Here is a 13,220-nt window from a genome sequence, read left to right on the forward strand (position 1 = left end):
TGAAACGTCACCTGGGACGGATCACACCGTCACCTCCGCAGGTGCGAAGCCCGCGTAGCCGAGCGGGTCGTCGCACCTGCCGAACCGGCAGAGCCCCGGGACGACCAGCCGCCCCCTGAGCCACTCCAGCAGGGTGTCGGCGAGCGGCCCGTCCAGCGGCGGTCCCTGGCCCGCGTGACGAGGCGCGAAGATCAACGGCCACCCGTCGGGCTCGCCCCGCGTGAGCCACCCGAGCTGGTCGCCGTCGATCGAGTCGCCGAACGGCAGGAACCCGCCGGGCTCCGGCCACAGCGGCAGCGGGTGGTACTCGGGGAACTCCGCCCGCAGCTGCCGGTTGCCGTCGAGCGCGCCCTCGGACATGTCCAGCAGGCCGTGCGGGTCGAGCGGCGCCCACACCCGCAGCCAGCCGGCGAAGGTGCCCGACCCGTAGGTCTCCATCAGCGCCACGTAGTCCGCCGGCAGCGAAGTGCCCAGCTCGCCGTACAACCACTCCCACGTGCGCTCACCGAGGACGGGGTGCGCCGGTGGCACGACGAGTTCGCGCAGCGTGGCCAGCCCGGTGCCCCCGGCCAGCGCGCGCCCGCGGCCCGGCGACGAGTCGACGGGGGGCGGTGGCGTCCACGGCCGGGCGTCCGGCAGGAACGCGGTGCGCCGAGCCGAGGCGGGCAGCAACCCCAGCCCTGGCAACGCCGTCCGCACCGCCTCCTCCAGCAGACCGGACAGCGACGTGCCGTAGTCGTGCCAGCCCGTGTCGTGGCCGAAGCCCACCACCGGCCACCGCGCGGGATCGGCGTCCACCGAGCTGTCCCAGAACAGGTAGCCGCCGCCACGGGTGGCGCCCCACGGCACCAGGTGCGGCGGCGCGTCGGCGACCGACCGCGTCTGCTTGACCCACTCGCCCCAGTCGAAGCGGCCGGCCTCGACGCACGGCACGTGCAGCCAGACGAACTCGCCGATGTCGAGCGGGCCGTGCGCGGACGCGATCGCCTTGTAGTCGCCCGGCAACGGCAGGCCGAGCCACGACTCGACGGCGTCCCAGTCGACCGGAACGGGCTTCCCGGAGAACTCCACGGCCGCATGATGCCCGACCCCGGGCGGGCGCGTGGCCGCTCACCCGTCCTGGCGGTGGAACCGGGCAACCCACGCGTGCGCCCGTGCGAACGGCTCGTCGCGTACAGCTCGAAGCAGTACGTCGCGAAGATCTGGTGAGCCCACAACGTCGAAGTCCGTGTCGACGTAGTCGGGGAGCAAAGACACGCGCGGACGCTGACACCACGCCGAGCACGACTGTCCACAATTGACCGGAACGATGCGGGAGGCGCCGCCCGGGGCACCGGGCGACGCCTCCCCCGCGGGCTCAGGCGGTCTGCGAAGGCTCCACCAGCGCACGCAGCCGGGGAGGCATCCTCTTCTCCAGCCCGTACGGTTCGAGGTGCGCCTGCAGCACGCCCGTGAACGCCCGCTCCACGGAAGCGGTGTCCCAGTTGTCGCTCTCCAGGATCGGCTGCTTGAAGTACGGCTGGCCGACGATGTGCAGCTGCCGGCCGTTGCACCGGACGACCTGCCCGGTGATGCCCTCGGCGCGGTCCGAGAGCAGGAACAGCACCAGCGGCGCCACCTTGCCGGGCGTGCGGTCGGCCGGGATGGCGCGCAGGGAGCGTTCCGACTTCCACACCATCCGCGTGTGCGCGACGGGGCACACCGCGTTCACGCGGATGCCTTCCGGCTCCAGGTCGAGCGCCCACGAGTAGCTCAGCGAGGCCACCGCGCCCTTGGTCGCCGAATAGGTGGCGAGTTTGCGCTGACCGAACGAGGCACCGGAGGAAATGTTGATGATGGAACCACCGCCGGAAGCGCGCATCGCCCGCATCGCCGCGATTCCGGTGTAGATGACGCCGAGGACGTTCACCTCGACCACGTTCCTGATCGTCTCGGGATCGTCTTCCCAGGGCGCGGTCTCGTAGTTCAGGCCGGCGTTGTTCACCAAACCGTCGACGCGGCCGAATTCGTCGACGCAGAGTTCCACGATCTTGGCCGCCTCGCTGGGGTCGGCGACCGTGTGGGTGGAGGCGACCGCGCGGCCGCCGAACTCGCGGATGTGCTCGGCGACCCGTTCCGCCAGGTCACCGTCGTTGTCGTTGACCACCACCGACGCGCCCGCGAGGGCCGCGTGCATGGCGTAGGCCTCACCCAGTCCTCGGCCCGCTCCCGTGATGACGACCGCTTTTCCGTCCAGGATCCCCATGGCACGCTCTCTTTCACTCGGACGGCGGTTTCCCGGAAGCCCCCTGTGGTCCTTGTAGCCGCCTTCGACAAGCGTGCGGAGGTTCCGAAGGCCCGAAGTCCACGTTTCGACGAGTTGTCGCCGCAGTGCGCCCAATGACCGGCCGAGTTCGGCAGAGCAGATGACCCGGACTGATCGGCCCTCCGGGACGGGAGTCTTTCGCCCTTACCCGATCGAGTGACACGGAAAGGCCGCCTCCCCGCACGGGGAAGGCGGCCCGGGAAACGAGAATTCACCGTTCCGTGTAAGTCAGGTTCCTGCCGCTGGACGGGTCGAAGAGCTGAACCTTGTCCGCGTCGAACCAGATGTCCGCCGAGGCGCCTTCCACCGCGCCGGACGCCGACGACAGGCGCGTCACGAGCGAGATGCCGTCACCCGGCACGTCGTCCGACCCCGCGTCCGCCGCGAGCTCCTGGAGCTCGGCCGAGGCCGCCTGCTCCCCCGTGAGGTTGAAGTAGGCGTACTTGTCCGAGCCCATCGACTCCAGCACGTCCACCTGGTGGGTGAACTTGCCGCCCGCCGACAGCTTCGCCGGCTCGACCAGCGCCGCGTCCTCGAAGTGCTCGGGGCGGATGCCCAGGATCACCTCGCGGGGCGCGTCGGCGGCCTCGACGAGCTGCCTGATCCGGTCCGTGAGCGCCACGTCGCCGATGATCGACCGCAGCGCGCCGTTCTCCAGCGTCGCCGGCACGAAGTTCATCGACGGGGAGCCGATGAAGCCCGCGACGAACAGGTTCGCCGGCTGGTCGTAGAGGAACTGCGGCGCGCCGATCTGCTGCACGACACCACCGCGCATGACGACGACGCGGTCGCCGAGGGTCATCGCCTCGGTCTGGTCGTGCGTCACGTACACCGTGGTGGTGCCGAGCTGCTTCTGCAGGCGCGACACCGAGGTGCGCATCTGCACGCGGAGCTTGGCGTCCAGGTTGGACAGCGGTTCGTCCATCAGGAACGCCTTGGGGCTGCGCACGATCGCGCGACCCATCGCCACGCGCTGCCGCTGGCCACCGGACAGGTTGGACGGCTTGCGGTCGAGGTGCTGCGAGAGGTCGAGGATCTCCGCGGCCTCCTTGACCTTCTTCTCCACCGTGGCGTTGTCGACCTTGGCCAGCCGCAACGGGAAGGCCATGTTCTCCTTCACCGTCATGTGCGGGTACAGCGCGTAGGACTGGAACACCATCGCGATGTCGCGGTCCTTGGGCGCCTTCTCGTTGACGCGCTGCCCGCCGATGCGCAGCTCGCCGTCGGTGATGTCCTCCAGGCCCGCGATCATGTTGAGCGTGGTGGACTTCCCGCAGCCGGACGGTCCGACCAGGATGATGAACTCGCCGTCGGCGATCTCCAGGTTGACCTCCTGCACGGCCAGCGCGCCGTCGGGGTACCTCTTGGTCACCTTGTCCAGAACGATCTCTGCCATTGGTCAACTCACCCCTTGACGGCGCCGGAGGTCAGGCCGGCGACGATCCGGCGCTGGAAGAACAACACGAAGAGGATGATCGGGATGGTGATGACCACGGCGGCCGCCGCGATCGACCCGGCCGGGTCCTCGAACTGCGAGCTGCCGGTGAAGAACGACAGCGCCACCGGCACGGTCCGCGACTGCTCGGTCGAGGTGAGCGAGATCGCGAACAGGAAGTCGTTCCAGCAGAAGATGAACACGAGGATCGCCGTCGTGAACACACCCGGTGCCGCGAGCGGTGCGATGACCCGCCGGAACGCCTGCCCCGGCGTCGCGCCGTCCATCTTCGCCGCCTTCTCGAGCTCCCAGGGGATCTCGCGGAAGAACGCCGACAGCGTGTAGATCGCGAGCGGCAGCGCGAACGTGATGTACGGCAGGATCAGGCCGGGCCACGTGTCGAACAGGCCGAGCGAGCGCTCGATCTCGAACAGCGGGGACACCAGCGAGACCTGCGGGAACATCGCGATCAGCAGCGAGACGCCCACCAGCAGGTTCTTGCCGGGGAAGTCGAGCCGCGCGATGGCGTAGGCGGCCATCGTGCCGAACACCACGGCGATCGCGGTCGCGATGATCGCGATGCCGATGGAGTTGATCAGCGCCCGCGTGAACTCGGACGTCGAGAAGATGTTCTTGTAGTTCTCGAGGCTCCACTCGCGAGGGATGAAGTTGCCGTCCGCCAGCGTCGCCGAGGACTTGAACGACAACGACACGATCCACAGCACCGGCAACAGCGCGTAGATCACCACGACGGCGTTGAGCAGACCCCAGCCGACCTTCTTGCCGGTGGTCTCGGCTCCTCCGATTCCAGCCATCAGCGCTTCCCCCCGTCGTCACTGCCGGGGGCAGCGGTGCCGAAGAGCTTGATGAACACGAACGCGATGATCGCGACCATGATGAAGATCAGCACGGACATGGTCGACCCGATGCCGAGGTTCAAGCCCTTGATGAGGTTGTTGTAGGTCAGCATCGACACCGACGACGTGCCCTGCGAACCCGCGGTGAGCACGAAGAGGTTGTCGAAGATGCGGAACGCGTCGAGCGTGCGGAACAGCAGCGCCACGAGGATCGCCGGCTTCATGATCGGCACGGTGATCTTGATGAACCGCTGCCACCCGCTCGCGCCGTCCATCGCGGCGGCCTTGAGCAGGTCGTCCGGCACCAGCGCCAGGCCCGCCATCAGCAGCAGGGCCATGAACGGCGTGGTCTTCCAGATCTCCGCGAGACCCACGACCATCAGCGCCGGGATCTTCTCGGTCAGCACGGGCTCGCCGCCGAGCGCCTCGGCGAGGTAGCCGGTGCCGGGCGTCCAGGCGAAGCGCCAGGAGAACGCGGCCACGACCGTGACGATGCCGTACGGGATCAGCGTCGTCGTGCGGACGATGCCGCGGCCGACCAGCGCGCGGTGCATGATCAGCGCGAGCGACATGCCCAGCACCAGTTCGATCGCGACGGTCACGACCGTGAGCAGCACCGTCACCCACACCGCGTTCCACCAGTACGGGCTGCTGAGCACGGTGACGTAGTTGTCGAACCAGATCCACTCGGTGCGGTCCGGGAACTTGAGGTCGAACCTCTGCATCGACAGCAGCAGCGAGTAGAGGATCGGCCAGCCCGTCACCGCGACCATGGTGAGCGCGGCGGGCGCGCAGAGCAGCCAGCCGAGCCTGCGCTCGGCCTTCTTGCCCTCGCTCAACGCCTTCTTGCCGGACGCGACCGGTGCCGGTGAGGCACCGGCGGTCGCGGTGGCCTTCGTCGTCGTCTGACTCACGGCAGCACCCCCTTCGAGTCCAGAGCGTCCTGCAGCTCCTTGCGCAGCCTGTCCGCCGTGGTCTGCGGGTCGATGCTCGCGGGCGGCGACAGGATCGTGGAGATGACCGTCGAGACGTTCTGGTACGCGGGCGTGCGCGGCCGCACACTCGCGTTCTTCAGCGTCTCCTTGATGTCGTCGCGCATCGGGTACGCCTCGGCCATCTCGGGCTCGTCGTAGACGGCCTCGATGGTCGGCGGCACACCGTCCTTGAGCGCGGCGAGCTTCTGGTTCTCCGCGCTGCGCAAGCACAACACCGCGTCGAACGACTCGTCCGGCTTCGTGGTGAAGTTGCTGACGGCGTAGTTGATCCCACCGACGGTGACCCTCGACTGGTCACCGCTCACGGCGGGGTACAGGGCCCACTTGAAGTTCTTCGCGAACTCCGGCTTCTTCTGCGCCGCCGCGTAGACGTACGGCCAGTTGAGCTGGAACGCCGCGTTGCCGCCCTCCATGGCGAGGCGTGCGTTGTCCTCGGCCGCGTTGGAGAACGACGGGTCGATCGCCTTCGACGTGGCGAGCTTCTTCAACGCCGCCAACGCTTCCACGGCCTTGTCGTCGACGATGGCCTTGGTGCCGTTCTCGTCGAGGATCGTGCCGCCGTTGGAGTTGACGAGCGTGTTGTACAGCACGACGAGCCCCTCGTACTGCTTGCCCTGCGCGACGATCTGACCGGGCTTCCCCTCCGCCACCAGCGCCTCGGCCATGGAGATCATCTCGTCCCACGTCTTGGGCGGCGTGGGAACCAGGTCCGAGCGGTACCACAGGAGCTGGACGTTGGTGTTGTCCGGAGCCCCGTACAGCTTGCCCTCGTAGGTCGCCGTGTCGAGCGGAGTCTTCAGCGTGCCGGACTCCACCTGCGACTTGACGGAGCCGGTGAACTCCCTGATCCAGCCCGCCTTCGCGAGCTCCGCGGTCCACGTGACGTCCAGCGCGAGGACGTCCATGCTGTCGTCCTCGGCCGCGAGTCTGCGCACCATCTGCTCGCGCTGGCCGTCGGCCTCGCGCGGCAGCTTGTTGTAGACGATGTTGTAACGCCCGCCGGCCTTCGCGTTGCAGCTGTCCACGATGGCCTGGAAGTTCTCCTGCGGGTACTTGTAGACGTTCACGGTGATGCCCTGGTCGCCAGACCCGCACGCCGTGAGGGTTCCCGCCGCGAGCACCGCGGCCCCCACACCGGCCGCGAGTCGATAGCGCCTTGTCGCACCCATCGGCCCTGCCTCCTTCCCGACTGCACGGAGGAGCCAGACCGCAGCGCGCCCGGCACCTCGTCGTGCCACCGTCCGCACCCGGCGGACCGGTCAACCGAACCTAGGCCCGGTGATCAGGAGCCGCAACCAAAGGAAGCAACGATTCAGAACCAATGCCCTTATGTAAGCCTTAAGAACTCGGGTTCACCGGCCGCATCGCGAGCTTCGCGAGCAGGTCACGGCCCTTTTCGGCCGACTTCGGGTGACACAGGACGTCGTACCGGTTCGCAACCAGTTGGGACGCGGACTGGAAGTCCCTCTTGCCCTTCGCCGACCCGTACCCGACCGCCGCGAACACCAGCCCGAAGAACACACCGGTGATCAGGCCCGTGAGCACCGGCCCGACCGTCACCCCGGGCTCCGGGCTGAACAGCGTGAGCAGCAGCCCGACGAACAGACCGAACCACGCACCGCTGGCCGCACCGGTCGCGAGGACGCGGCCCCAGGTGAGCTTGCCGGTGATCCGCTCGACGAGCATCAGGTCGACGCCGACGATCATCACGTCCTGCACCGTGAAGTCCTCGACCGCGAGGAAGTCGACCGCGCGCTGCGCCTCCTCGTACGTGGCGTACGAGCCGATCGGCCACCCCGTCGGCGGGGTGGGCAGGCGGGGCGGGACGCCGGGCCGGTTCGGGTTGGCGAACGGACTCGTCACAGGGACCACCTCTGTCGCGACGCGCTGATCGTTCCATCCTGCCAGTGCCCGGTGCGGCGTGCCGACACGCCTGCGGGTGTTTTGCCGGGATCAGCATCCGGGTGACACCGTGGACCTCGCCGTCGAGCGGGCCGGACGAGCCGGTCCCCGTCGAGCACTCGCCAGGGGCACTGCACGTGCGGCCCGAACTCGGCGATCTCGCGGGTCCGGCCCCGCCCGTCACTCGAACCGGACCACGAACCGGTGCGCGGGAGGGCGGGCGGCGTCCCGCTCCATCACGTCGGTCAACACCCGCGCGATCTTGCTGTAGGCGCTGTCGCCGAGCGGTTCCCTGCTGGCCGCGGAGTCCGTCCACACCAGCTCCACCGGCCGTTCGACGTCGGTGCTGAGCCGGTCCCACAGCGCGGACAGGTCGTTGCCGTAGTACGGCCCGAAGTCGAGCGGACCCGCCAGGGCGTCGTGGAACGCCCGCTCGGTGGTGGCCAGCGTTCCGTCGACGACCAGCCTCATCCGCGGAAAGCCAGTTCGAACCGGTGCGCGAAAGCGCGGTAGGACCGCGCGTAGACGTCCCTGTCGTCCGCCACCCGCTCCCGTTCCTCCGCCAGCACCTCGTCCGCCGCACCGGCGTTCCCGTTCAGCACGTGGATGATCGCGAGCTTGCGCGCCCGCTCGAAGTCGAGCAACGACTCCGGTTTTCCGGTCAACGCCGAGCACAGCGAGTCCCACTTCGCGTGCTTGTCGATGTACGGCTCGCCGAACTCCACGACCGCGTCGACCAACGACGAGGCGACCGGTGCGTGGTCGCCGCCCGGCGGGAAGGTCCAGTGCCAGACCGGCTTCTCGCCCATCAGGCTGCCCAGCGGTGCCGACACGAGCGGGGTGCCCGGGATGCCGACGCCCAGGGCGCGGCAGACCTCGTCGTAGTGGCGGAAGCAGACGCCGACGAGCGGGGTGAGGTCCAGTGCGCCCGCCAGGCCGAAGCCGAGCCAGCCGGCGACGCCGTCACCTCGTTCCTGGCGCCAGAAGTGGCCGCGGCGGACGAAGCCGGTGGGGCGCAGGGCGGTGTCCACGGCTACCAGCACGTCGGTTTCCGGTGAAGGCCTCACGGACGACAGGGTCCCAAACGAAACCGGATCCCGCCGGTCAACCGAGCCGAGCCGTCACCTTCTCCGCCGGAGGCGGGGTGGCGGGGCCTCGCCGGTGAGGCAGGCGTACTCGATCGCGGACAGCCGGCCCGCCTCGACCCGCACCAGGACCTCGCCGATCAGGGTGCCGGCGTCGTGGACGAGGGCTCGGACCGGCAGCACGGGGGCGGGTGGGCCCGCGGTGTCGACGTCGAGGCTCGGTGCGCCCTCGTACCAGGGGCGCAGGACGCGGACGGTCTGGGCGCGCAGGAGGGCGGCGCCGGGGAAGTCCAGGGCCAGGACCCGGTCCAGCACGGCGCGTTCGGAGCCCGCCAGGGGGCGCGGGCCGTCGAACGGCAGCACGCGCGGCAGTTCGACGGCGAGCAGGCGGAGTTCGGCCCACTGCGGGGCCGTGGCCAGGGCGTCGACGTGCCAGACCGGGCCCGGGCCGCTCATCTCGTCCAGCAGCGCGTCGACGCGGCCCACGGGCCCCAGGCCGGTCAGGTGCGGGCGCACGTCGTCGAACCCCAGCGCGAACTCGTCCGCGGACGGCGCGGTGCCGATGGACTCCAGGTACTCGCGTTGCTCCCGCGCGGGCAGTGCGAGCCGGCGCACGGGATCGGTCAGTGCCATGGGTCCCCCGGCTCAGTGCAGCACCGGCCCCAGGAACTCGGCCAGCTTCCGGACGGCTTCTGCGGGCACCTCGTCCAGGTGCTCGGTGAGCTGCAAAAGTATGCGGCCGCCACCCAGGTGCTCGACCGAGAAGCACGGCGCGGTCGCGCAGACCTCTTGCACGCCACCCAAAGCGGCGACCTGACGTGGCCCCAGCAGCGTCGCCCAGTGGGGGCCGCGCGAGAGTTCCGCTGCCGTGAAAAGGGATTCGTCCAGTCCCACGCCGACGGCGACCTCGTGCGCGGTTCGCACGCCCACGCGGTCCAGGGTGATCCAGCCGCCGGACGCGCGCACCAGCGAGGCCCCCGAGCGGAACGCCGAGAGCCAGTTCTGTTGCACGACGTGGGAGATCCAGCCGCCGAACAGCGAGCGGGAGGCGGTGACGACGACCTGGTGCGGGAACGCGGGGTCGTCCTTCAGCAGCACCTCCGCGGTCCAGCCGCCGTCGGCGAGGGGCAGGCCCTGGGAGTCGAGCTGGACCAGCTGCACGCGCAGGAACGACGGCAGGTCCGCCAGGGCCCGCGACCACGCCGGGAGGGTGAAGTCACCCGAAGAGAGCAGCAGGCGGGCGTAACCCGGTGGGCCCCACGGCGTTGTGTCGGAGGGGCGGTAGTCGCGGGCCACCGCCACGAGCTCCTCGACGGAGGCCGGGCACAGGGGTGTCAGCAGGTCGGTGACCAGGGCGCCGAACCACGAGGCCAGCGCGGGGCGGTCGACACCGGAGAACGTGTCCAGCTCCAGGCGGACCACGTGCGGCGGCGACACAGGTCTCGGAAGCGTCAGATCTGTGGTCAAGGTGAGCGAACCCTATGACCGGCTGACGAAAACCGTCAGGGGCCAGTCCCGTGAAAGAACGACCCCCAGCGGGCGAACGACTGTCCGTGTCTAGCCGCGTGACCGGTAGTCGCGGAGCAGGCCGCGGGAGATGATCGTCTTCTGGATCTCCGAGGTGCCCTCGCCGATCAGCAGGAACGGGGCCTCGCGCATCAGGCGCTCGATCTCGTACTCCTTGGAGTAGCCGTAGCCGCCGTGGATGCGGAACGACTCCTGCGTCACCTCGGCGCAGTACTCGGAGGCGATGAGCTTGGCCATGCCGGCCTCGACGTCGTTGCGCTGGCCCGAGTCCTTCAGGCGCGCGGCGTTGACCATCATGAGGTGCGCCGCCTCGACCTTGGTGGCCATCTCGGCGAGCTTGAACGCGATGGCCTGGTGCTCGGCGATGGCCTTGCCGAACGTCCTGCGCTGCTGCGAGTACTCGATCGCGAGCTCGAAGGCGCGGATCGCGATGCCGCACGCGCGGGCGGCCACGTTCACGCGGCCCACCTCGACGCCGTCCATCATGTGCCGGAAGCCCTGGCCGGAGATGCCGCCGAGGATCTGGTCGGCGGCGATCTCGAAGCCGTCGAACACCATCTCGGTGGTGTCGACGCCCTTGTAGCCCATCTTGTCGATCTTGCCGGGGATGCTGAGGCCCGGCAGGACCTCGCCGTAGCCCTCGGGCTTCTCGACCAGGAACGTCGTGAGGTTCTGGTGGGCCTTCTCGGCGCCCTCGTCGGTCTTCACCAGGACGGCGGTCAGGTTCGACGTGCCACCGTTCGTCAGCCACATCTTCTGGCCGTTGATCGTGTAGCCGTCGGCGCCCTTCACGGCTCGCGTGCGGATCGCGGCCACGTCGGAGCCGAGCTCCGGCTCGGACATGGAGAACGAACCGCGCACCTCGCCAGCGGCCATGCGCGGGAGGTACTTCTGCTTCTGCTCGGGCGTGCCGTGCTGCTTGAGCATGTGCGCCACGATGAAGTGGGTGTTGATGACGCCGGAGACGCTCATCCAGCCGCGCGCGATCTGCTCGACGACGAGCGCGTAGGTCAGCAAGGACTCGCCGAGGCCGCCGTACTCCTCGGGGATCGTCAGCCCGAAGAGACCCATCTCCTTCATGCCGTCGACGATGTCGGCGGGGTACGTGTCGCCGTGTTCCAGCGTCTGGGCGTGCGGGATGATTTCCTTGTCCACGAACGTGCGAACGGTCGCGAGGATTTCTTCCTGGACGTCCGTGAGACCCGCGGTCTGGGCGAGGCGCGCCATCGCACTTCCCTTCCAACGCTTTGGTTACCGGCGAGTATGGACCGATTAACGCTCGTTTGCGACCGGGGTGTGCTCTCCGCAACAGCGAGGCGTCGGCTGAACCGAAACAGCATTCCTGACAGGTGTAATGCCGCACCCGCACGCGACGAACGAGGTGGGTGGACCTTAAGATCCCGGCTCACCACTTCTAGGGGGACCCTGATGACGTACGACCCGTACAACCCGAAGCAGCCAGGCGATCCGTATGGCCAGCAGCAGCCCTACGGCCAGCCCGGACCATACGGCCAGCAGCAGCCGATGTACGGCTACGGCTACCAGCCACCCGTGCAGAAGCCGCAGACGAACGCGATCCTCGCGCTCGTGCTGTCGTGCGTGGGTTTCGTGTCGTGCGGCCTCACCGCCATCGCGGGCGTCATCTTCGGCCACATCGCGTTGGGACGGATCAAGCGGGGCGAGGAGGAGGGCCACGGCATGGCGCTCGCCGGCGTGATCGTCGGCTACGTGGTGATCGTCGGCTGGCTGGCGTACTTCGCGTTCATCATCATCGCGATCATCGCCGCCGCGAACTCGTCGACCTACTGATCCCGGGCTCAGCCCGCGAGGGCGATCTCCAGGGCGCCACCGCAGTGGCGGCAGACGTCGGCGAACACGTGGACGTCGGCAGCGCATCCCGGGCAGCTGCGGAAGCTGCGCTCGAGCAGGTCGTCCTCGCGGCGCTTGAAGAGCCGCAGGCGCCTGCCCGCCTTGCCGTTACTCGAACGTGACATGCCCCAGAGCATGCCCCCGCACCGGGGCGAGATCGCAAACTCCGGTGACTGATTGTGCGTCACTTCACCCGTTTCGAACGCAACCCGTGACGGCCGAACACGTGCTGTGACATCCGGGGTGAAGTAACGCACAATCCGCAACAGCTGTGAACCGGCTCAGTCCTCCGGCGGGGTCCACACGTTCGACCGCGACATGCCCGCCGCGCGGCCCTTGCCGGAGATCACCAGCGCCATCTTGCGCGAGGCCTCGTCGATCATCTCGTCGCCGAGCATCACCGCGCCGCGCTTGCCGCCCGCCTCGGACGTGAAGTACTCGTACGCGTCGAGGATGTTCTCGGCGTGGTCGTAGTCGTCCTGCTTCGGGCTGAAGACCTCGTTGGCCGCCTCGATCTGGCCGGGGTGCAGCACCCACTTGCCGTCGAAGCCCAGCGCCGCGGAACGGCCGGCGACCCGCCGGTAGCCCTCGACGTCGCGGATCTGCAGGTAGGGGCCGTCGATGGCCTGCTTGTCGTGGGCGCGCGCGGCCATCAGGATCCGCATGAGGATGTAGTGGTAGGCGTCGCCGACGTCGTAGCCGGGCGGCTGCTCGCCGACGACCAGCGACTTCATGTTGATCGACGCCATGAAGTCGGCCGGGCCGAAGATGATCGTCTCGACGCGCGGGGACGCGGTGGCGATCGCGTTGACGTTGTTCAGGCCGAGGGCGTTCTCGATCTGCGCCTCGATGCCGATCCTGCCGACCTCGTAGCCCATCGTCTTCTCGATCTGCGTGATCAGGAAGTCGAGCGCGACGACCTGCTCGGGCGTCTGCACCTTCGGCAGCATGATGCAGTCGAGGTTCGCGCCGGCGCCCTCGACGACCTCGGTGACGTCGCGGTACGTCCACTCCGTCGTCCAGTCGTTCACGCGCACGACGCGGGTCTTGTCGCCCCAGTCGCCCTCGTTGAGCGAGGCGACGATGGTCTTGCGGGCGTCGGGCTTGGCCAGCGGCGCGCAGGCGTCCTCCAGGTCCAGGAACACCTGGTCCGCCGGCAGCGTGCGGGCCTTGTCGATCATCTTCTGGCTCGAACCGGGGACCGCCAGACACGAGCGACGGGGACGCTGCTGGTCGACCACTGGA

At 68.9% G+C, this 13,220-nt stretch carries 16 protein-coding genes; 2 read left to right on the forward strand and 14 right to left on the reverse strand.

Annotation, left to right across the window (positions count from 1 at the left end):
• Positions 1–21: 21 nt before the first annotated feature.
• On the reverse strand, positions 22–1,071 hold the full coding sequence (locus tag V1227_RS23550) for an SMI1/KNR4 family protein (protein ID WP_329787711.1): 1,050 nt from the start codon (positions 1,069–1,071) through the stop codon (positions 22–24).
• A gap of 6 nt (positions 1,072–1,077) precedes the next feature.
• Between V1227_RS23550 and V1227_RS23555 the strand changes: the two genes are divergently transcribed.
• The gene (locus tag V1227_RS23555; RefSeq protein WP_329787712.1) at positions 1,078–1,209 is read left to right on the forward strand and encodes a hypothetical protein; all 132 of its coding nucleotides are present in this window, start codon (positions 1,078–1,080) and stop codon (positions 1,207–1,209) included.
• A gap of 148 nt (positions 1,210–1,357) precedes the next feature.
• On the opposite strand, the gene V1227_RS23560 is transcribed toward V1227_RS23555, so the two are convergent.
• From V1227_RS23560 to V1227_RS23610, 11 genes are all read right to left on the reverse strand, one after another.
• Entirely contained in the window at positions 1,358–2,245 is an 888-nt protein-coding gene (locus tag V1227_RS23560; RefSeq protein ID WP_090099683.1) for an SDR family NAD(P)-dependent oxidoreductase, read from the reverse strand.
• Positions 2,246–2,516: 271 nt separating this feature from the next.
• Complete coding sequence (locus V1227_RS23565; RefSeq protein WP_329787713.1) at positions 2,517–3,701, reverse strand: ABC transporter ATP-binding protein; 1,185 nt, start codon at positions 3,699–3,701, stop codon at positions 2,517–2,519.
• An 8-nt stretch (positions 3,702–3,709) separates the two neighbouring features.
• Positions 3,710–4,555: a carbohydrate ABC transporter permease gene (locus V1227_RS23570; RefSeq protein ID WP_329787714.1), complete on the reverse strand. Its 846-nt coding sequence runs from the start codon at positions 4,553–4,555 to the stop codon at positions 3,710–3,712.
• The gene (locus tag V1227_RS23575; protein ID WP_329794093.1) at positions 4,555–5,436 is read right to left on the reverse strand and encodes a carbohydrate ABC transporter permease; all 882 of its coding nucleotides are present in this window, start codon (positions 5,434–5,436) and stop codon (positions 4,555–4,557) included. Before V1227_RS23575 ends, V1227_RS23570 begins: the two co-directional genes overlap by 1 nt.
• A gap of 71 nt (positions 5,437–5,507) precedes the next feature.
• Positions 5,508–6,761: an ABC transporter substrate-binding protein gene (locus V1227_RS23580; RefSeq protein ID WP_329787715.1), complete on the reverse strand. Its 1,254-nt coding sequence runs from the start codon at positions 6,759–6,761 to the stop codon at positions 5,508–5,510.
• A gap of 169 nt (positions 6,762–6,930) precedes the next feature.
• A complete protein-coding gene (locus V1227_RS23585) occupies positions 6,931–7,455 on the reverse strand; it encodes a general stress protein (RefSeq protein ID WP_374236728.1) in 525 nt (174 codons plus the stop codon).
• 219 nt (positions 7,456–7,674) lie between these two features.
• Positions 7,675–7,965, reverse strand: a complete 291-nt coding sequence (locus V1227_RS23590) for a barstar family protein (protein WP_329787716.1) — start codon at positions 7,963–7,965, stop codon at positions 7,675–7,677.
• Positions 7,962–8,561, reverse strand: a complete 600-nt coding sequence (locus tag V1227_RS23595) for a hypothetical protein (protein WP_329787718.1) — start codon at positions 8,559–8,561, stop codon at positions 7,962–7,964. Before V1227_RS23595 ends, V1227_RS23590 begins: the two co-directional genes overlap by 4 nt.
• Before the next feature lie 54 nt (positions 8,562–8,615).
• Positions 8,616–9,212 carry a hypothetical protein gene (locus V1227_RS23600; protein ID WP_329787719.1) on the reverse strand — a complete coding sequence of 199 codons (597 nt, stop codon included), beginning with the start codon at positions 9,210–9,212 and terminating at the stop codon, positions 8,616–8,618.
• Positions 9,213–9,224: 12 nt separating this feature from the next.
• The gene (locus tag V1227_RS23605; RefSeq protein ID WP_329787720.1) at positions 9,225–10,046 is read right to left on the reverse strand and encodes a hypothetical protein; all 822 of its coding nucleotides are present in this window, start codon (positions 10,044–10,046) and stop codon (positions 9,225–9,227) included.
• 90 nt (positions 10,047–10,136) lie between these two features.
• Positions 10,137–11,333, reverse strand: a complete 1,197-nt coding sequence (locus V1227_RS23610; RefSeq protein WP_329787721.1) for an acyl-CoA dehydrogenase family protein — start codon at positions 11,331–11,333, stop codon at positions 10,137–10,139.
• 201 nt (positions 11,334–11,534) lie between these two features.
• Between V1227_RS23610 and V1227_RS23615 the strand changes: the two genes are divergently transcribed.
• A complete protein-coding gene (locus tag V1227_RS23615) occupies positions 11,535–11,915 on the forward strand; it encodes a DUF4190 domain-containing protein (RefSeq protein WP_329787722.1) in 381 nt (126 codons plus the stop codon).
• An 8-nt stretch (positions 11,916–11,923) separates the two neighbouring features.
• Here V1227_RS23615 and V1227_RS23620 read toward each other — a convergent pair whose 3' ends face one another.
• Positions 11,924–12,100: a hypothetical protein gene (locus V1227_RS23620; protein WP_177220969.1), complete on the reverse strand. Its 177-nt coding sequence runs from the start codon at positions 12,098–12,100 to the stop codon at positions 11,924–11,926.
• A gap of 156 nt (positions 12,101–12,256) precedes the next feature.
• Positions 12,257–13,216, reverse strand: a complete 960-nt coding sequence (locus V1227_RS23625; RefSeq protein WP_329787723.1) for an HpcH/HpaI aldolase/citrate lyase family protein — start codon at positions 13,214–13,216, stop codon at positions 12,257–12,259.
• Positions 13,217–13,220 lie beyond the last annotated feature (4 nt).

Origin of the sequence: Lentzea sp. DG1S-22, from assembly GCF_036321065.1 — a bacterium.
GTDB classification, from domain to species: Bacteria; Actinomycetota; Actinomycetes; order Mycobacteriales; family Pseudonocardiaceae; genus Lentzea; species Lentzea jiangxiensis.